18 protein-coding genes are annotated in these 20,462 nt (G+C 47.9%); 8 read left to right on the plus strand and 10 right to left on the minus strand.

Annotated elements, in window-relative coordinates:
* Positions 1 to 8: 8 nt before the first annotated feature.
* The gene (locus tag GK108_RS22485; RefSeq protein WP_163953360.1) at positions 9 to 3,209 is read right to left on the minus strand and encodes a SusC/RagA family TonB-linked outer membrane protein; all 3,201 of its coding nucleotides are present in this window, start codon (positions 3,207 to 3,209) and stop codon (positions 9 to 11) included.
* Between the two features lie 389 nt (positions 3,210 to 3,598).
* Entirely contained in the window at positions 3,599 to 4,972 is a 1,374-nt protein-coding gene (locus tag GK108_RS22490; RefSeq protein ID WP_163953362.1) for an MATE family efflux transporter, read from the minus strand.
* A 120-nt stretch (positions 4,973 to 5,092) separates the two neighbouring features.
* Between GK108_RS22490 and GK108_RS22495 the strand changes: the two genes are divergently transcribed.
* From GK108_RS22495 to GK108_RS22515, 5 genes are all read left to right on the plus strand, one after another.
* Positions 5,093 to 5,860: a DUF4290 domain-containing protein gene (locus GK108_RS22495; protein ID WP_262887450.1), complete on the plus strand. Its 768-nt coding sequence runs from the start codon at positions 5,093 to 5,095 to the stop codon at positions 5,858 to 5,860.
* A gap of 104 nt (positions 5,861 to 5,964) precedes the next feature.
* A complete protein-coding gene (murA, locus tag GK108_RS22500; protein WP_163953364.1) occupies positions 5,965 to 7,272 on the plus strand; it encodes a UDP-N-acetylglucosamine 1-carboxyvinyltransferase in 1,308 nt (435 codons plus the stop codon).
* Positions 7,273 to 7,323: 51 nt separating this feature from the next.
* Positions 7,324 to 8,145 (plus strand): endonuclease/exonuclease/phosphatase family protein, encoded by an 822-nt coding sequence (locus GK108_RS22505; RefSeq protein ID WP_163953366.1) that lies wholly within the window; start codon positions 7,324 to 7,326, stop codon positions 8,143 to 8,145.
* Between the two features lie 4 nt (positions 8,146 to 8,149).
* On the plus strand, positions 8,150 to 8,551 hold the full coding sequence (locus GK108_RS22510) for a hypothetical protein (RefSeq protein ID WP_163953368.1): 402 nt from the start codon (positions 8,150 to 8,152) through the stop codon (positions 8,549 to 8,551).
* A 139-nt stretch (positions 8,552 to 8,690) separates the two neighbouring features.
* Entirely contained in the window at positions 8,691 to 9,146 is a 456-nt protein-coding gene (locus GK108_RS22515; protein WP_163953370.1) for a ferritin-like domain-containing protein, read from the plus strand.
* Between the two features lie 145 nt (positions 9,147 to 9,291).
* Here the strand turns inward: GK108_RS22515 and GK108_RS22520 are convergent, their stop codons facing one another.
* Together GK108_RS22520 and GK108_RS22525 are read right to left on the minus strand one after the other, a co-directional pair.
* Positions 9,292 to 10,152 carry an aldo/keto reductase gene (locus GK108_RS22520; protein WP_163953373.1) on the minus strand — a complete coding sequence of 287 codons (861 nt, stop codon included), beginning with the start codon at positions 10,150 to 10,152 and terminating at the stop codon, positions 9,292 to 9,294.
* 93 nt (positions 10,153 to 10,245) lie between these two features.
* Positions 10,246 to 10,872, minus strand: coding sequence for a TetR/AcrR family transcriptional regulator (locus tag GK108_RS22525; RefSeq protein WP_163953375.1), 627 nt, complete (start codon positions 10,870 to 10,872; stop codon positions 10,246 to 10,248).
* Positions 10,873 to 10,940: 68 nt separating this feature from the next.
* On the opposite strand from GK108_RS22525, the gene GK108_RS22530 reads away from it, so the two are divergent.
* Positions 10,941 to 12,152, plus strand: a complete 1,212-nt coding sequence (locus tag GK108_RS22530; RefSeq protein WP_163953377.1) for an FAD-dependent monooxygenase — start codon at positions 10,941 to 10,943, stop codon at positions 12,150 to 12,152.
* Here the strand turns inward: GK108_RS22530 and GK108_RS22535 are convergent.
* The 5 genes from GK108_RS22535 to GK108_RS22555 form a co-directional block, all read right to left on the minus strand.
* Positions 12,115 to 12,972, minus strand: a complete 858-nt coding sequence (locus GK108_RS22535; protein ID WP_163953379.1) for a prephenate dehydrogenase — start codon at positions 12,970 to 12,972, stop codon at positions 12,115 to 12,117. The genes GK108_RS22530 and GK108_RS22535 overlap by 38 nt on opposite strands.
* Positions 12,973 to 13,058: 86 nt before the next feature.
* Complete coding sequence (locus tag GK108_RS22540; protein ID WP_163953381.1) at positions 13,059 to 13,451, minus strand: GxxExxY protein; 393 nt, start codon at positions 13,449 to 13,451, stop codon at positions 13,059 to 13,061.
* 62 nt (positions 13,452 to 13,513) lie between these two features.
* Entirely contained in the window at positions 13,514 to 14,698 is a 1,185-nt protein-coding gene (locus GK108_RS22545) for a pyridoxal phosphate-dependent aminotransferase (RefSeq protein ID WP_163953383.1), read from the minus strand.
* 186 nt (positions 14,699 to 14,884) lie between these two features.
* The gene (locus tag GK108_RS22550) at positions 14,885 to 15,460 is read right to left on the minus strand and encodes an NUDIX hydrolase (RefSeq protein WP_163953385.1); all 576 of its coding nucleotides are present in this window, start codon (positions 15,458 to 15,460) and stop codon (positions 14,885 to 14,887) included.
* 19 nt (positions 15,461 to 15,479) lie between these two features.
* Positions 15,480 to 16,748, minus strand: coding sequence for an alpha/beta hydrolase family protein (locus GK108_RS22555; RefSeq protein WP_163953386.1), 1,269 nt, complete (start codon positions 16,746 to 16,748; stop codon positions 15,480 to 15,482).
* A 255-nt stretch (positions 16,749 to 17,003) separates the two neighbouring features.
* Here GK108_RS22555 and GK108_RS22560 point away from each other — a divergent pair, with 255 nt between their 5' ends.
* Positions 17,004 to 17,585, plus strand: a complete 582-nt coding sequence (locus tag GK108_RS22560) for a hypothetical protein (protein ID WP_163953388.1) — start codon at positions 17,004 to 17,006, stop codon at positions 17,583 to 17,585.
* 58 nt (positions 17,586 to 17,643) lie between these two features.
* On the opposite strand, the gene rihA is transcribed toward GK108_RS22560, so the two are convergent.
* The gene (gene rihA / locus GK108_RS22565; protein ID WP_163953390.1) at positions 17,644 to 18,582 is read right to left on the minus strand and encodes a pyrimidine-specific ribonucleoside hydrolase RihA; all 939 of its coding nucleotides are present in this window, start codon (positions 18,580 to 18,582) and stop codon (positions 17,644 to 17,646) included.
* 207 nt (positions 18,583 to 18,789) lie between these two features.
* On the opposite strand from rihA, the gene GK108_RS22570 reads away from it, so the two are divergent.
* Complete coding sequence (locus tag GK108_RS22570) at positions 18,790 to 20,457, plus strand: M28 family metallopeptidase (protein WP_163953392.1); 1,668 nt, start codon at positions 18,790 to 18,792, stop codon at positions 20,455 to 20,457.
* Positions 20,458 to 20,462 lie beyond the last annotated feature (5 nt).

Genomic DNA, 20,462 nt, shown 5'->3' on the forward strand with positions numbered 1-20,462 from the left:
GGCTGTGTTTAAAATGAAAGGTTAAGACCAACCGACGTTGTACGAGGAAGCGGATACGTACCGTAATCCTCTCCCGACGATAAGGCGCTGTCAGGACGGCTGTTTACCTCTGGATTGAAGCCAAGATATTTGGTGAATGTGAATGGATTCTGCGCCGTTACGTAAATGCGGGCCCGAGTAAGCCGCAGGCGTTGCAGTACCGTAGTAGGCAGCGTATAGCCCAGCGTAATGGTACGTATCCGCACGTACGACCCCTCTTCGATGTGCCAGGTCGATATTTCGCCGTTGGAACCGGAAGCCAGGCGGTTAGCCCGGTTAACCAGTCCGTTGCCCGGATTTTCGGCCGACTGCCAGCGATTCAGCGCTCCTTTAAACAAGTTGCCGTTGCCTTCCATATTGTAGATATAGCGCCGGATCAGATTCATGATTTTGTGGCCCTGAACTCCCTGCAAAGCGACCCCCAGATCGAAGCCCCGATACGCCAGATTCGTATTGAACCCGAATGTATATTTCGGGAAATAACTCCCCGTAACGGTCCGGTCACTGCTAAAATCTATTTTGCCGTCGCCGTTCGTATCCCGGAATTTGAAATCGCCGGGACGGGTTGTCGATACGTGTGGATACGCGTCAATCTCGGCCTGATTCTTGAAAACGCCGTCGTTGATCATGGTGTAGTATTCGCCAATCGGACGACCAATCTGTGTAATGAATTGCGCCCCTGCTACGCCCCCGGCCACAATGATCGGATCGCCGGATGGCCCGAGTGCCACCACTTTATTACGGTTCGTAGCAATGTTGGCACTGGCATCCCACCGCAATCGCCCGAAAGTCTGGTGAGTACCCAGCGTGAACTCAAACCCTTTGTTATTCACTTTACCAATATTCTGTAGTTCCGTACTGAAACCCGATGTACGCGGCACCGGTACATTCAGCAGCAGATCAGACGTATTGGCATTGTAATAATCGAATGTAAGACTCAGTTTGTTACTGAGGAAACTAGCGTCAAAGCCCACATCGAGCATGGCCGTTTTCTCCCATTTCAGTTTGTCGTTAGCTGAATTGCCCGGTGCCAGGCCCGTTACAATGGTTTCTGGACCGAGAATATAATTCTGGTAATTCAACAAACTGACTGATCCATAGTTCGGAATCTGGAAGTTACCGGTTAGACCATAGCTGGCCCGGATTTTCAGATCGCTCAACCACGTAGCCGATTTCATAAACGACTCCTGCGATACGTTCCAGCCAGCCGATACAGATGGGAAATAACCCCAGCGATTATCGCGACCAAATCGGGAAGATCCATCGGCCCGAATGGCGGCTGATACCAGATATTTTCCGTTGTAATCGTACTGCGCCCGACCCAAATACGACAACAATGACCATTCCTGAATGTCCGACCCACCCGACGATACTTGTCCGGCATTGAGTGTATACACCAGATCGTTCGGGAAGTTGGTTGCGGTGAGTTCATTGGCTACCCGACGATCCTTCTGCGACGTAAATCCGGCCAGGGCCGATACGTTATGCACACCAAAGGAGCGATTGTAGTTCAACGTATTTTCGACCAGCCAGTTTACGAAGTTCTGTGCCCGCGAGAAACCAGTTGGCACAGATGCGCCCTTACGATCCCGAATTTCGAGCGTTGACGGCCGAAAATAATCGCGCTGAAATGTATTGATGTCCGTTCCAACGCTCAACCGGTACGATAATCCTTTGATGATTTCGTATTGCGCAAATGCATTCCCTAACAAGCGTAACTGGCTTAATTTATCACTCACCTGGTCAGCAATCGCCACTGGGTTCAAAATCGACGTAGCGCCGTATCCCCAGGCGTTTCCCTGCCAGTTATACGAGCCGTCGGTATTGTAAACCGGAAAAATAGGCGGCATTTGAAGGGCTAAACCCACAACGCCTTCGCCCAGATACGGCCCTTCTGCTTTAATAAGATCGTGATAGGAATACGTCGGATTAAGATTCATGCCAACAGTCAGCCGTCCCGATTTAACATCGACATTAGCTCGGGCGCTGTAGCGTTTAAAACCCGAATTGATGACCACACCGCGCTGATCCAGATAGTTACCCGATACGTAAAACCTCACGTTATCTTTTCCTCCCGAGATAGACAACGTATGATTCTGAATAGGAGCCGTCCGAAAAATAGCATCCTGCCAATCGGTATCGGTCAGGCCGGGCTGCCCCGACAAATACGGGACTATTTCAGGTTGAATCAATGTACTCGGCGCGCCAACGCCCCGGTTTCGAATGTCGTTTGAATCGGTTGGCTTACCATTGGGGTTTCTATCGAGATAAGCGTTGTTTTTGGCTTCGTAGCTCAGTTGCGCATATTCATACGCGTTGACCATATCAATCTTCTTGGAAACAGTCTGAGCGCCAACGAACGTATCGTAGCTGATCGTCGTTTTTCCTTCCTTTCCACGCTTGGTAGTCAGCAGCACCACGCCATTCGACCCCCTAGATCCGTAAATAGCCGCAGCTGAAGCATCTTTCAGTACTTCAATACTTTCAATATCATCGGTATTGATAGTACTCAATACGTTGATCGGGTTATCAGGAAACTGCGTATTTGTGCTACCCGTAGCATATTTTGTATCACGCGACAGCGGAATACCATCAATTACGTAAAGAGGATCGTTACCCGCACTAATCGACCCCGTTCCCCGCACCCGTACCGAAAGGCCAGCTCCGGGTGCTCCCGACGTTTGCGTTACCTGAACCCCCGCAATTTTGGCCGCTAATGCCTGATCAAAACTGGCCACCGGCTGGTTAGCCAGATCACGAGCTTTTACCGAGCCGATTGACGTAGTAATGTCGCGCCGATTTTGTACGCCATACCCGACCACAACAACCTCACCAAGCGCATTATCGGCGTTTGTCAATTTGGCATCGACAACGGTTCGGTTACCGACCTCAATTTCAATCGGCTGGTACCCAATGAATGAAAAAACCAGCACTTTGCCAGTGGCTGGTAACGAAATCTGATACTTCCCGGCGGCATCGCTGGTGGCCCCCACATTCGTTCCTTTAACCTGAATCGTCGTTCCGGCCAGTGCTTCGCCGGTACCGGCGTCCGTCACCGTCCCGGTAATGGTTGTCTGAGCATAACTAACCGAAATGGCCAGCCAAAACAGACTCAATAGCAGCCAAAGCCGACGATTATTTCGGACATGGTTGAGTAGATAAATAGGCATACAAACTAAGTTTGAAGGTAAATAGATAAACTAGTGATTGGCTATATCTCTGGCATTACTATCCCAAAGACAACTCAATCAATTCAGGAGAGGCACAATGATACGACTTCTAATTTTTTTCTAAATAGATTGCGAAATACACTCAATAAAATGATTTTATTATCCAATATATTCTTTCTATAATTTCAAAAAATCGGCACAAACTGTAACACAGAGAACTGAATGTCAATTATTTATACTCCCAAAAACCTATTTATACGATATAGTATTGCCTGTTGTTAATTGTACTCAACACATTTGATTAACGTAAGATCTACAACCAGAATGGCTGTACGTAATGAGCTTACATAGCGTACCTCATCCGAGCATACATGCTATCTGCCCGGATTCTACTGAATGATGCTACGATTGATCAAATCGATCCGATTTACCCGCCGGAAGAAACGTATGGTCAGAAAAACAGCGGCCAGACTCAAACCAGACAATAATCCTATCCAGACACCAATGGCATCTAACCGGAACGTGAATGCCAATACGTAGCTTAAGGGTAAGGCTACAACCCAGTAGGCAAACAGGGTAATAATAGTTGGAATATTCACGTCCGATAATCCACGAAGACTCCCTAAGGCCACTACCTGTACGCCATCAGAGAGTTGAAAAAAACCGCCTACAATAACCAACGAAGCCGCTATTTGCATCACCGCCGGATTGTCGCGTATGTACAACGATACAAGCCATTCGTTGGCCGATAAAAATAGAATAGCAGCCAGACTCATAAAGCTGATAGCTAATAAAAAGGCCGAAACACCAGCCCGAAATACCCCTTCCCGGCTGGCCCGCCCAACCGCACCACCAACCCGAATGGCAGCCGCCGACGAAATCCCAGTAGCCATCATATACGTAACAGATGCCAGATTGATAGCAATCTGATGGGCAGCCAGCCTGTCTTCTCCCAGCCAGCCAACAATTACTACCGCCAGCGAAAACGTAGCCACTTCGAAGAAAAACGTCAACCCGCCCGGAACTGCCAGTTTAAGAATCGTTTTCACTTCATCAGCCACTGAGAGCGAGGCAAACGCACTATTGAAATAGATTTTGAAGCGGGATGACCGATAAATGTAGGCTAGCATGGCAACAGCCATAAACAATCGGGAAAGCAACGTAGCCGTTGCGGACCCCATCAACCCCAACTCAGGAAATGGCCCTACACCTTTGATGAGCAGATAGTTAAATAGGGCGTTCAAAATCAGCGCCGACAGCGTAATCGCCATCGCGACTCGGGGAAAACGTAACCCATCCGCTAATTGCCGGGCAGCCACAAACACCAATAAGGGTACTAACGACGCACTAAGAATCAGCATAAAGTCGCGGGCCAGTGCCGTCACTTCAGCCGTTTGGCCAAATAAGCCAAAATTGAAGGCTAACAGCACCGACAACCCACCAAAGACCAGACTAAATAGTCCGGCCACACGCAGACCACCCCGAAAGAGCCGGTTAACAGCTGCTACGTCACTCTGGCTATTTGATTTTGCAACAAGTGCAGCCACTACGGTTAGCCCGCCAACCCCAATGCTCGACATCAAAAATGATAAGGAATTTGCCAGGCCAGCCGCCCCCAGCGGTACAGCCCCTAACAGTCTGCCAACGAACAGATTATCGGTAACCCCCATTAAGACCACGCCCAGTTGAGCAATAACAATAGGTACACTCAACCGAAAGGTATCAATAAACTCAGGGCGATACGTACGTAGAAACTGTAACATAAAAAATAGAATTGCTGCTAAAAGGACAAAGAAGTAAGCCCTTCTGTTCCCGCAGACAAACAAGTTGCGGATTTTGGTTCGAATGTTGTTACTTTTGTTCTCTTTATCACGAATTCGGCAATGCCCTTGAAAGAATACGGCAGCAGTATCCAAAAGTTGGTTGACAATATGGTCAACATCGAAGACCGGGAAAAACGTACTCGTTACGCTCATATCCTGGTTGAATTGATGCGACAAATACACCCCAACATGAAAGATGGTCAGGACTACTACAATAAACTGTGGGACGACCTCTATATCATGTCGGACTTTACCTTAGACGTGGATAGCCCTTATCCGCCACCATCGGAGGAAGCTCTGGGCAAAAAGCCACAACATGTGCCTTATAACACCCACCACCTTAAGTTTAAACACTTCGGTCGGAACGTGGATTTGTTGGTAGCAAAAGCCATTGCCATTGAAGATCCAGACGAGAAACGAGCTTTTGTTTCCTATCTGACCCGGCTGATGCGCACGTTCTACCAGACCTGGAACAAAGAGTCTGTTGAAGACGAAACCATCTACCAGAGCCTGCTGGAACTATCGAACGGCAAACTGGCCGACGATATTCAACTAATTCGTGAACAAGGGCTGGTTGAATCGACCCCCCGCGAACGTACCGGCGATCAAACTCAACCCCAGCGAATTGGCGGTGGTAACAATTACGGTAACCGAAATAACCAACAGGGGCGGCAGAACGGTGGCAACCAACGGAATTTCCGCAACAACGGTCCACAGGGCCGTCAGAACAATAACCGGAACGACGGAAACCAGCGGAACTTCCGTAACGACAATAATCAGGGCGGACGGCCAAATAACAACCGTAATAACGACCGCCGTAGACGCTAACTCATTACGTTACGGCTTCAGCGATAAGACGCTTTATCACCATTCAATACATTGGTTGTCTTAGCCGCCGAACGCTGTAAACAAGGAAACTGTATATCACATTCATGGCTTCTTTTCAAATTACAGGTGGGCGCAAGCTCAAAGGTGAATTAATTCCGCAGGGCGCAAAGAATGAAGCATTGCAAATTCTCTGTGCCGTTTTACTGACGAAAGAACCCGTCACGATTCATAATATTCCTAACATCCGCGATGTGAATCAGCTGATCGATCTGTTGGGCGATCTGGGTGTCTGGGTAACGAAAATCGGTGAAAACTCATACCGCTTCGTGGCATCCGACGTTAATCTGGATTACCTCGAAAGCGATACGTATAAGCGGAAAGCAGCCGCCCTGCGTGGCTCTGTGATGCTGCTTGGCCCCATGCTGGCCCGCTTCAAAAAAGGCCGCATTCCTCGTCCAGGTGGCGATAAAATTGGTCGTCGCCGACTCGATACTCATTTCCTGGGTTTTGAGAAGCTAGGCGCTCAGTTCAATTACGACGCCAACGATGGCGGTTATTATCAGGTCGATGCCAGCAATCTGCGCGGTACCTATATGCTGCTCGATGAAGCGTCGGTAACCGGTACGGCGAACGTATTGATGGCTGCCGTTATGGCCGAAGGTATTACCACCATTTATAATGCCGCCTGCGAACCTTACTTGCAGCAATTGAGTAAGATGCTCAATTCGATGGGCGCCAAAATTTCGGGCGTTGGGTCGAATCTGCTGACGATCGAAGGTGTATCTGAATTACACGGCACAGACCATACGATGCTACCCGACATGATCGAGATCGGATCGTTCATCGGTCTGGCCGCTATGACGCAATCAGAAATCACGATCAAAAACTGCCGAATTCCAGAGCTGGGAATCATTCCTGATCAGTTCCGTCGGTTGGGTATTCAGATCGAATATAAAGGCGATGATATTTTTATCCCAGCTCAGGACCGATACCAGATTGAGTCGTTTCTGGATGGCGGGATGATGACCGTTTCGGATGCACCCTGGCCTGGCTTCACACCTGACTTGCTGAGTATCGTGCTCGTTACGGCCGTACAAGCGCAGGGCACGCTGTTGATTCATCAAAAGATGTTTGAAAGCCGTTTGTTCTTCGTTGACAAACTGATCGACATGGGCGCTCAGATTATTCTTTGCGACCCACACCGTGCTACGGTCGTTGGTCTGAACCGTCAGTTGCCGCTAAAAGGCATTCGGATGTCGTCGCCCGACATTCGGGCAGGTGTGGCTCTACTGATTGCCGCTTTATCAGCCAAAGGAACGAGTATCATCGATAACATCGAACAGATCGACCGGGGCTATCAGCACATCGATACCCGTTTGAACGCCATCGGCGCAGAAATCATCCGGTTGTAATAAAATTAAAACAGTTTAAAGGCGCGGGGTTATGTCCGCGCTTTTTTATTTATGTCCACACTTAATGTATTGTTCTGGAACGTTCAGCGAAAAAATCTGACACATCAAATTACCAATCTTGTTAAACATAAACATGTTGACATCCTGGTATTAGCCGAAAATCCAGCCAGTCCAGTTCAGCTGATTCAAGCATTGAATACGGATGGACCATACTATTTTCTAAATCATCCGTTATCACAGTGCAGAAAGATTACAATCATTACAAAGTTCCACTACGATTTCATTGTACCCACTGAAGAAGATCATCGACTGACCACTCGACGCGTGCGCTTACCTACTGGAGAAGACTTTCTGTTAACAGCGCTCCACCTTGTTGACAAACGTAGTTTTAGCCCGGAAAGCCAAAATGAAGCCGCAACTTTGGTAGCCGAACAGCTCCGGCGAGTAGAAACCCGCCTGAACATTGATCGACACGTAGTAGTGGGCGATTTCAATATGAATCCCTTTGAAACGGGAATGATAAAAGCCAACGGGTTTCACGGTACTATGTCCAGTGAAGTTGCAGGAGGAAAATTGCGAACGGTTCAGAAGCAAGACTACCCTTACTTTTATAATCCAACGTGGAGTTTGTTTGGCGACTTGAACAAAGACGTTTCGGGAACGTACTACTACAAACACGCCGAACACGTCTGTTACGAGTGGAATGTGTTCGATCAGGTTTTGCTACGTCCGGTGATGATCGATAATTTTGTTAAAGGCAGTTTAGAGATTATCCAGACAGATGGTGTAACTTCACTGGTGACAGCCCGCAGCTTGCCCAACATAGCAACTTACTCCGACCATTTGCCGTTATTTTTTACGCTGACATTTTAAGCATATGGAAATGCAAAACCTTTGGCCTGACTTTGCCATTGAAAAAACAAAGAGCCCAAAAGCCATCCTAAAAGAGCAGGCAGGCTATTTGATGGAAAAAACAAACAATGTGCTTTCAGCGGAAATTGAAACAAGCCAGTCGGATGGAAAAATTATCCACCGCTTCTATATCGTTGCTCCGGCCATGGACAATTACCGTTATCAAATTTTTACCGTGACTCACGGGGTTATCTATTACCCAGTGGCCGTGGAATGGGAATCCCCAACATCTCATTGGCCAATAGTAGAAATAGAGCAAACTGCCCAAAATGAAGAAGAGTTCATCAGGATTCTTAAAGAAGTTTTCAATAATGGCGAAACGATACGTATCATTTCATCGCTTCTTTCTCAAAGCCTTGCTGAATAGAAAACGAAGCATAACTATTATCACGAAAAAGAGACCAGGTTAGGTCTCTTTTTTTATTATATCCCCATTAAAATCAGAAACATTTCCCTAAACAGGAGGTTATTGACTTGTAATTCATTAACTATCAAAATCAACTGTTATGATCACCAATCAGGAAATCGTCGACGATCTGAATGATCTTGTTAAAATTAATAACGACCGTATCCACGGTTATGAAGATGCCATCAAGGATAGTGAAGATGCTCAGCTTAACGAGCTTTTCCGTCACATGGTCATTCAGAGCGAACAATTCCGTAGTCAACTAGCCGATCACATTGTTCGTATTGATGGTACGGGCGTAGCGGATATTGATTCAACCGATCTGTCGAGTAAATTACACCGTGCCTGGATCGATATTAAATCAGCCATCACGGGTAAAGATCGGGCAGCCATTTTAAGTTCTGTAGAATTTGGCGAAAACGCAGCCGTTGAAGCATATGAAGATGCGATTGCTAAAGACCACATTCCGGCTTACATCAAAGAAGATCTGCAAAAACAATTGAGCGAATTAAAAGGCGCTCATGATAAGATCAAAGGACTGCATCAGGCAGCTTAAGATTCGCTTTAAAACAGCCTCGGCTGATTGTATAACCTTCTAGAAGGTTATACAATCAGCCGAGGCTGTTTTTGGTTTATGGTTTATAGTTTTTGGTTGGCTCTATTGGTAGACACCATAAACTATAAACCATTTTCCATAAACCTTATTCAGGCAAAGGCATATCGGCGAAGTCTTCGTCGGTTAGTTTGATCGTAGCCGCCTGAACGTTTTCTTCCAGGTGTTTAACGGACGACGTACCGGCAATTGGCAACATAACTGGTGAAGCAGCTAACAACCAGGCCAGCGCAATCTGATAATCCGATACCCCATGGCGTTGGGCTACTTTATGAATAGCCTGTTGAGCCGATACGTCTCCTGCATTAAGCGGATACCAGGGAATAAAGGCAATACCGTTCTGCTCACAGTATGCCAATACGTCGTTCCACTTCTGGATACCGAAGTTGTACATATTCTGTACCGACACTACGTCAAAATACGTTTTTGCCTCCTCTATCTGCTCGATACTCACTTCCGATAAACCGATGTGCTTGATTTTGCCCTGCTGCTGCGCTTCCTGTAAAAAGCCGAGAAACTCTTCGGAAGGGACTTTAGCATCAAATCGGTGTAACTGATAAAGGTCGATCTGCTCTACTTTAAGGCGTTTCAGGCTGCCATTCAGCGCTTCTTCGAGGTGTTTGCGGCTACCATCGACCGGCCATTGGTTGGGACCAGTACGTAGTAAACCACCTTTCGTAGCAATGACTAGACCTTCGGGATACGGATAAAGAGCTTCAGCAATCAGCTCCTCCGAAACGTGTGGTCCATAGCTATCGGCCGTATCAATGAAATTAATACCAAGATCCAGCGTGCGTTTCAAAACCCGGATAGCTTCGTCATGATCTTTGGGAGGGCCCCAAATACCATCGCCTGTAATCCGCATAGCACCGTAAGCCATTCTGTTGACGGTAAGATCGCCAATTGTAATCGTACCAGCCTGTGCGGCTGGTGTTTCTGTTGCCTGCATATTCATTTCTGGTTGTTTCTATAAGACAGGACTCTTTATGTAGTCCCAGCTTTCTATTCATAAACCAACAGAAACGTTTTTTGTATAATCGATCTACAAAGTTTTCTTCCTGTCAATATCTTTCCATTCAGTAAGGCCCTTATTAGTCAGGCAAGGGACAATCAACGAAAGGAAGACTTGCTGATAATGCTTAATCTTGTTTTCTTCCGCACCCTCGTATAAAATGGTAGCACTCGATAACCAAAAGTCTCCCACAATGAAAAACTGCTCCAGCAAATCGTCGTCATGTCCATCATATAACTCCTCCCGTAGCTTACCCAACGCGCGCAATTGGGTAAGAATATGCTGAAAAGCCAGTTTCCTGCTACTCACCAATGCTCTATGCTTATCGCGTAAATCGGGGATACGACGCATGATTCCGGCAAAATCGAGCATCAGAAACCGGTAGTCATACAGCATCTGCATCACTTCTCCGACCAATTCAGCCAACCGATTCAGCGAAAGCGGCCCAGTTATTACCCCGCCTATCTGACTGGTAAGCTGCTCGACCAACTGATCATACAACTGCCTAATGATGGTATCGGTATTAGGAAAATGATAACACAAATTGCCATGACTAATACCCATTTCCTTGGCTATATGGCGCACCGTAATAACGTCAACTCCCTGTTCGTTGAACAAGGCCAGCGCCGTTTGCACAATTTTAGTTTTTGTATCCACCGTAAAATAGAACAAGTGTTCTAATTAAAATCTAACTAGTACATTTGTTCTAAAACTAATGAATTATCATGAAACAATCAGGAATCATTATCGGTGGCGGCATTGGTGGCTTACTGACAGCCATTGCCTTAAATCAACGAGGAATTCAATCAACTGTTTTTGAACGAGCTGCTGTTCTTCAGGAAGTTGGGGCTGGGTTAGTGCTGTCGCCGAATGCACTTTTTGTACTCGACCAGCTAGGATTGCTGCAGGCGCTTGAACCGATTAGCTGGCCCCTTTCTGGAGGCATTATGGCTGAAGCCAACGGCCGGGTTTTTCAGAAAGTCGATACGCTAAATACGCACGCTATGGTCAGAAAATATGGGTATGGAGTTGTGGTGGTAAACCGTGGAAAACTCCAGAAATTACTGCTGGACAATCTTCAACCTGGCCAACTTAAAACAGGGAAGCAACTGGCGAACGTAACCCATGATGGTCAACAAGTACGAGCCGATTTTTTGGACGGTACGTCCGTAGACGGTTCGTTTTTAATCGGAGCCGACGGCCTTCGTTCGACAGTACGGCAACAATTAATTGGCGATCAGACGTTACGTTATTCCGGGCAAACCTGCTGGCGTACCATCGTAAACTACGTTCTACCGGCTTCTGACCAGACAACGGCAGTCGAATACTGGGGGAGCGATCCAGGCATGCGGATCGGTGTTGTTCCCTGCGGACTCGATCAGCTTTATTTGTACATTACGGTAGCAGCTTCAGCCAACGAACGCGATACGCCCGATCAAACGATGGCAGCGCTGTTACGTATTGGCGAACATTTTTCTCCATTAGCCAGGGATATAATTCAGGCGACTGATAAATCTCGCCTACACCGTGCCGATCTTTATGATCTACCAACTTTACACACATGGACCCGTGGTCGGTCTACGTTGCTGGGCGACGCTGCCCATGCCACTACGCCCAACATTGGCCAGGGCGCATGTCAGGCCATTGAGGATGCGTGGGTAGTGGCTAACTGCCTGGCTAATGAAAGATCTGTCGAGGAAGCATTCAAGCAGTACGAATCCATTCGGAAAGCTAAAGCGGATCGTGTGGTGAAGCTTTCCCGACAAATTGGCCAAGCCGTCAATTTGCCGGGATGGCTCAAGCCACTTGCCTTTGCGGCTATGAGAGCAATGCCTCCGGCAGCTGCAGCCTGGCAATTTGATGGTATTTACAGCATGGATTACGTCCGGAAACGATTTCCTAGCGTTTCTCAATCCCTTCCAACACCCGCCGAATAACGTTGGCCCGCTGCATGAAATCCAGTGAACTGGCTACGTCCTGTTCGTCGATAATCTGCTTAAACTGCTGTAGAAATTCGATGTAAGCCGCTAATGCATCGGATACGTTAACCCGATTCTGATCAAAAATAGGTGCCCACATTTGCGGGGAGCTTTTAGCCAGACGCACCGTTGAACTAAAGCCCGTACTAGCCATATCGAAGATCGCCTGTTCGTCTTTTTCTTTTTCCAGCACGGTCAAACCAAGAGCAAAGGCGCTGATATGACTCAAATGCGATACGTATGCCAGATGCAGATCGTGCTCTTTAGGCGTCATGTAGAACAGTTTCATGCCTATGTCGCGAAAGAGACTTTCGACAAGGACTACACTATCGGAGTCGCTTTTTTCGCGATCGCAGATAATGAGGTTTTTGCCGGGCAGCAACTCTTTAAACGCAGCGCCGGGACCCGAGTTTTCGGTTCCGGCCATTGGGTGTGCGGCTACAAACTGCGCTCGTTTGGCATGCGCGTCGGCGATGCCACAAATCAACCCTTTTGTTGAGCCTAAATCGACTACGGTCGCCCCTGCTGGTAACAGGTCGAGTACGGTTGGCAGCAGATCGATGATAGTATTGACCGGCGTGGCCATGACAACCAATGTACTTTGCGATACGGCTTCGGCCAAGGGCAACACTTCATCAACAATGCCTTTTGCCAGAGCCAGCTGTCCATTTACTGTCGACGTATCCACGCCGATAAAATACATTTTGGCGTATTTTTCACGAATAGCCAGAGCGAATGATCCACCTAACAGGCCTATTCCTATGATTGAAACGGTCATCAGAACCGGGATTTTTGTGATTTATTTGACTGACTTTGATTAGCCAGTGGAACAAATAAGTGCTTTTACCCGAAGTACTCCCCAAGTTAAGCCTTATATTTTTTATTCATTAGTCGTTTAAACTGAAGACTCGAGCTACCAAAGTTGATGAGCATACCTACTTCAAGGTTATAAGCTTCCAAATAATTTATCCCCTGAGCCAAGTGCTCATCAGTAAGAGAAACAATTGCTTTTAATTCAACAGAGACCAGTTCTTCAATTAAGAAGTCAACCCTACGAGATCCAATATGCCGACCTTTAAAGAAAATTGGCATCTCAAATTCGCGAGCAAACCCAATACCGCATTCTTCAAGCTCTATTGCCAGCGCTCGTTGATATATTACTTCCTGGAATCCATTTCCCAATATTCTATGAACTTCGAAAGCACAGCCAATTACTTTACTAGTTAGTTCAGAGTATTTGTATTCACTTTTAATCATATACAGCCGTTTGTCTACCAATTACCCCAAAGTGCTGCAATCAATAATAAACCATTATTAAATCAAAGTTGGTCAGGTGAATCAAATAAATCCTGGTTCAGACGACGAGTTGCCTGGTTGATACGCTCCTCCGGCATGCAGAGGGATATTCGGATGTAGCGATTTCCTTTTGGGCCAAAGATGAAACCTGGTGCAATAAACACGTGCCTATTGTACAAGAGATCGTCGACCAGCTTCTCAGCAGACTCCACAGAATCAGGCAGTTTAGCCCAAATAAACAGTCCTTCCTGATCGGTATTGTAGGTACAGCCCAACGTATTCAACAGCGTATGCACGGCGTCCAGACGGCCCTGATAGACGGCGTTACGTTCCCGATGCCATTCGTCGGAGTTAGTGAGCGCTTCGGCAGCAGCGTCCATCAAGGGTTTAAACTGACCAGAGTCGACATTACTCTTGATGGTCAGTACGGCATCCACATAAGCCTTGGCACCCGCCATCCAGCCAATACGCCAGCCCGCCATATTGTGCGATTTGCTGAGCGAGTTCAACTCAACTGCTACGTCCTTCGCCCCATCGACCGACAACAGGCTGATCGGCTTCTTCTTGTTGAGAATCAGACTGTATGGATTATCGTGGCATAATAAAATCCGATGATCGTGGGCAAAGCGAACAGCGCGTTCAAATAAATCGCGCGTGGCCGGTGCTCCCGTTGGCATATGCGGATAGTTCATCCACATAATCTTTGTGGTATCAGTCACCAGATCGGCCATCGCTTCCCAGTCCGGTTGCCACCCCCCCTGTTCCAGCAGTGGATACTCCGTAACGTTGGCCCCCACCATCTGACTAACGGCCCGATAGGCAGGATAGCCCAGCTCCGGTACCAGTACGCCATCGCCTTCGTTGAGGAAGGTCAGCGAAATATGCGTAATACCTTCTTTCGAGCCAATCAGCGGCAAGATTTCGGTTTCAGCATCCAGCGAAACGCCATACGTGTGGGCATAAAAGGCAGCAATGCCCTGTCGAAGCGCAGGCGTACCTTTATACGATTGATAACCATGCGACGTGGACTGTTGTGCAGAGCGTATTAGCGCATCAATCGTATTGGCAGAAGGCATCATATCAGGATTGCCAATTCCCAAATTAATAACATCATGACCAGCCGCCTGCAGGCGACGAACTTCGGCTAACTTCACCGAAAAATAGTACTCTTCCGTTTGATCGGCGCGGTGAGCAAGAGGGATAATCATCTGAACCGGGATTACACTGATAGAAGGATTGATACGATTTTGTTAGCAAATCGTGTCAATCCTTCCAATTGGGCTGCAAAGATACTATCCAGAACCGGGATTGATCTGATTTTTGGATTAAACAGATCAGTCTTAACTCATAATGCACTTCGAAGAAGCGAGAACAAACTCTGTTTCATCCCAGAATCAGATCAATCCCGCCGGGCCGCCGGACATTTCGAACAGATATTTCAACAAAGGGGCCAAATGGAGCGACTGCATCATTTCACCGTTGTTGACGATCTCGATGGCACGTTCCCGCGAGACGATGTGGACCGTAATTTCTTCCGTGGATTCCAGGTGCTGGGCCTGCTTCAGTTCAACGCCCGTAGCCAGAAAGGAATGGGTAAGGTTTGCGTGGGTGCCCGGATTGGCCGAAAGGCTCATCAGCGGCTGCCAGTGTCCTCCTCCGAAACCGGTTTCTTCCAGCAACTCACGCTGAGCGGCCACCATCGGGGCTTCACCGGGGTCGACTACGCCAGCGCATAACTCATAATGAACGCCACCAATACCATGTCGATACTGACGAATCAGGACCAGTTGCCCATCGGTTGTGACGGCTACTACATTAACCCAGTCGGGATATTCAAAAATGAAATAATTAGGGATAGTAGCACCATTCTGCATCCGGATGGCATCCCGACGTACCGTAAACCACGGTAACTGATGAATATATTCAGAATTATCGACCGTCCACGGCCGGGGATCATTATCGAAAGGCATACCACAAAGGTATGACCGGCTAACGAACTAATTCATCGGCGAAGCGCAAGTATTGTTCCCAATCGAAGTCAGTTACGTCATGCTTGCCCGTACGAACATGATAACGAACGGTCTTACCGACTGACTCATTAACGGCAGGATACTGAGTCGTACCCAAGGCCACTTTTCCGTATAACCGATAAACCGGCTCCGTCTCAACAGCGCTCAAAAACTCGCCTTTGGGATCTGACCAGCGGTCTTCTTCAGCACTGGCTACGTATAGCGGCCGGGGCGCAATCAGCGCCAGCAGCTCGTGCTGATCGACCGGTAAATCGGCAACCCGCTTATTGTATGTTTTATAACGTCCACAAAACCAGTGCGGGAACGATGTATTGATACGTTCTACGGTTTCGCCATACCACCGCCGGGACAAAGCAGAACCACTTTCTCCAGCTTCGTTAGCAACTACAGCCGTAAATCGTTTATCCTGCGCTCCAGCCCACAGAGCCGCTTTACCAATTCGCGAATGACCGATGCCAATGATACGACTGGCATCGACCGAGGGTTCGGTGGCCAGGAAATCAGCGATTCGGCTCATGCCCCAGGCCCAGGCTCCCACCGCGCCCCAATTATCGGCACGTAGCGTATCGCCCAAAACCGAACGTATTCCCGTACGCCAACCATGCGGATGGTCGGGTTCAATGTCGCCGTAGTAAGCCGTTGCCAACGCATAGCCACGTTTCAAAATGGTTTCGATCGGCCAGCGTCTTTCCTGCATAGCCCGCGCTTTTTCCGTTGCCCGGTTATTCACCGTAGTGCCATCCGGCCCATTGCTCATCCAACGCGTTGATAACGCAATGTCGGTTTCGGCCGTTACGCAGTGATTGCCGCAAAAGTTTAATCCCAAAAATACGGGCGCTGGCTTCTTCGATGCTTTTGGTACGTATAACAGTACGTCAATAGGTGGGAGTTGCGGATAATCGACAAAGTAAATGGATATCTGCTTTCGAATAGCCAGACCATTTAGTGCCGATTCGTCGGTTTTTACGGTCTGGTAACGCAGCTTAACCGCTTTTTGGGGCGTCTGACCATACACATTCTCAGCAAATAGCTGGATTAGCTCTTTCCGACGGCGCTCCCAGCCTGCTACGTCGGTTACCTTCTTGCCGCTACGACTGACCAGCAGATCAGGCAACGTGAACGTACCTACTTTGGATTCATCGTAATTAAAAACGGGCTCTGCGGTTTGACCGTGAGCCGTAGCAACGGCAATAACATTCAGCGACAACCAAAGCAAAAACCGATTCATAGATTAGCAGCAAAAGGTTCTTTATCCAAAGTCAGAACGATGCTTTCTCTTACTGACTAGCAGTTCTCCTAGCCATCCTTCGGCCCAAAATCCGCTCTCCCCTGACGAATAACAACAATCTCACCATCAAGAAATTACAAGCAAATTGATGGTTATTTTCCAGGCTTTTTGTCCAGAATCATATTAACCAGCCTTTCTCGTTCGTTGTAAGGGGAAGTTTTGCACTTGCTATTTCTGAACGTCCAACACAACCGAATGAAAAATATCGCTGTCGTTTTTGTAGCTGCGTTATGTCTTCTCTTTTCAGCCTGCCATCGACCAGTTGCTTACTTCCAACGAACACCTCGTCAGGCAGCTTCCCGATTACCTATTGAGCAACCTACTACCCGTCCTGACGTAGCAACAGCCGATACAATCACCGACGACGCTACATTGCCGGATGCCACCAGCCCAGAGCCGATTCATACACCTGTCGCCAGCCGCGAAAACATACCGGTTCAGACAGCCAATGCACGCGTTCAGCAGCGTATGCATCGCATACAATCATTACTGGAGAAATCCGACGTATTACAACCCAGACCGAAGCCAAAACCCAAAAGTCAGCTTCGGCTTGGCAACCGCATTCGTCAAGGTTTAGGCTTGCCACTACGGGAAGAACTGAACTGGTGGCAACGTATCAGCTGGAAGCTCAAAGCATCGATTATTATTCTGTTGGTAGCCGTGCTGTTTGCTATTCTGCACATCACGATTCTGGCCATTATTTTCGGTATTGTGGGAGCCTTCCTGATGATTAGCGGTCTGAAGAAATCGTTTAAGGTCAAACGACCGTGGTTTTAATTATTCTGAGATTATCAACTTTGTCAAAGTTCAAAACTTTGACAAAGTTGATAAAACCCTAAGGCAACCCACGAATGGAGTCATAAATCAGGTTTATGTACTTCTCCCGATCGATGTCGTACACAAACTCCGTATTCGGTGTTTTTTTCAGCACATCGAAAAAGTCCACAACAGTTGTTCCGGTCGTTAGCTTGCCCGAAGTCTCTACGTCGACGTAACAGGGTTTCGACTGAAACATGGATGGATCAATCAGCCAGGCAATCGCACAGGGATCGTGCAGTGCCGCTCCCCCTTCCAGCTCAGAACGTTCTTTTCGATAAAAAATAGAAAAGAAGTCCATCAACTCAGCAATGACCGTACCCGTCCGGTTTCCAGCCGACCGGAACCGCTCAATATCCTCCTGAAACACCAACGCTTTATGCGTCACATCCAGCCCACACATGGTGATCGGTACCCCGGCGTTGAAAACAATCGAAGCCGCTTCTGGATCGACGTAGATATTAAATTCCGCATTTGGCGTAATATTTCCCCGAAAAGCGCCACCGCCCATGAGCGAGATACGCTCAATTTTATGTTTGAGATGCGGATACGCCAGCAGAAACGTAGCAATATTGGTTAGTGGCCCTGTTGGTACCAACGTCACCTTTTCGTCGCTTTCAGTCAGAATTTTGGCGATTGCCTGTATAGCCGGAAGCTGTTCTGGCTGTTTGTCGGGTTCGGGCAAGATGGGACCATCCATACCTTCTTCCCCATGTACGTAATCGGCAATAATCAGTTGACGAAAGAGTGGCTTTTCGCAGCCTTTATAAACAGGGATATCGGCTTTCAGTAACGACAGAATTTTAAGCGCATTTTTCAGCGTTTTTTCCTGAGTCTGATTACCTGCCGACGTAGTGATGGCTTTAATATCAAACAGACCGCTTCCCACGGCAAGCATCAGCATCACAGCATCGTCATGCCCTGGATCGCAATCAATAATTACGGGTAACTTCTTCATTCTCCGACGATTTAGTTCGGTTCTATTCAGCAAACCAACAGATTAGTCTACCAATTTCAAGGGACTAATATACAACGTGCGCTGAATCTTGCTACGTCAAGTCGCCAATATAGAATTAGGGCATCGTATTTCTACAGCTATCTAAAATTTGAACTACCAAAACCTTCGGCTATCTTAGTCAATTGGTTCTGTTTCCCTATTACTCAAATGCACTTCTCTACAGCTCTTTCCTTTACCTTATTAGCCGGTATTGCGTCCGCTAATCTGGCGGTTGCCCAATCAAAAGAAATACCGACTGATGCCCAAACCGTTCTTAAAACGGTACGTCCAGAAGCGATCCGTAATCACATGCGAATCCTGTCGAACGATTCGCTGAGGGGCCGTAAACCCGGAACGAAAGGTTTCGACATGGGTGCTGACTACGTAACCAATCAGTTAAAAGCTATTGGTTATCAACCCGCTGGCGAGAACAGTACGTATCGTCAGGACGTACCACTACGTCGATGGCAGGTTCGGGAAGAGGCTAGCACCATGACATTCCTGATCGACGGGAAAGAGCAACCGCTAACGTATGGTAAACAGTTTATCCTTAGTCCAACTCCCGACCATGCCACCAGCAACGTAACGGCCCCCGTCGTTTTTGTCGGTTATGGCGTAACAGCACCAGAACTTGGCTACGATGACTACACGAATATTGATGTGAAAGGAAAAATTGTAGCCTATGTCAACGGAGCCCCCAACTCGTTCCCGTCCAATCAGCGTGCTTTCTATTCATCGTCGAAAGCCGAGAATGCAGCGGCTCACGGAGCCATAGGCACACTGGCCTTTAGTCTTCCCAGTGATTTACGGAATCGTATTGAAACGGCGGCACCCCGCGCCCGGCAAGGCATTTACCGTTGGGTCGATAAATCAGGAAAACCACAACGTACGGTTCCAGCCATTCAGGGTGCGGCTTCACTGAGCGATTCAACAGCTCGTCTGCTCTTTACCAAATCACCCGTTCCGTTTAGGGATGTTATCACTAATGTGCAAAAGAATCGGTCGCAAGCCTTTCCCCTGAATATATCGGCACGTATAAAAGCCCGGACCGACGTAGTGGAAGATGTGGCGGGTTACAACGTAGTGGGCGTTTTGCCCGGTTCTGATCCGGCTCTGAAAGACGAATATATTGTTTGCGCAGCGCATATCGACCACCTGGGCGTTGGTCGTCCGGTCAAGGGTGATTCGATCTACAACGGTGCCCACGACAATGCATCTGGTGTGGCGATCAATCTGGAGATGGCCCGCCTATTTGCGTCGCTCCCCAAAGCGCCCCGACGTTCGATTATTTTTGTTGGCGTTACGGGCGAAGAAATGGGCCTGCTCGGCTCCGATTATTTTGCCAGTAACCCGACCGTGGCCAAGAATAAAATTGTAGCCAACATTGCGCTCGATATGCCGTTCTTCTTCCACCCACTGCTCGACATTGTTCCCTACGGCGCCGAACATTCGAGTCTGGGCCGCGAAACCGAGCAGGCCGCTGAATTCTTAGGCATAAAAATCAGCCCCGACCCCATTCCAGAGCAAACCGTTTTTATGCGTAGCGACCACTTTAGTTTTGTCCGTCAGGGCATTCCGGCTCTGTTCATAAAAAGTGGCTCTGAAACGGGTAATCCCAATCTGGATGGCACCAAGTTGAACCTCGACTGGCGGGCGACGATTTACCACACTCCGCAGGACGATATGAATCAGCCTTTCGATTTCAAAGCAGCCGCCAAACACGTTCAGCTACAATTCCTGATCGGTTATCTGGCTGCTCAGGCCGATAGCCGACCAACCTGGAACAAAGGCGATTTCTTCGGAACGAAGTTTGGCAACCAGGACGTGGTAAAATAAGAAAA

The sequence above is a fragment of the Spirosoma terrae genome, from assembly GCF_010435915.1.
Lineage (GTDB): Bacteria > Bacteroidota > Bacteroidia > Cytophagales > Spirosomataceae > Spirosoma > Spirosoma terrae.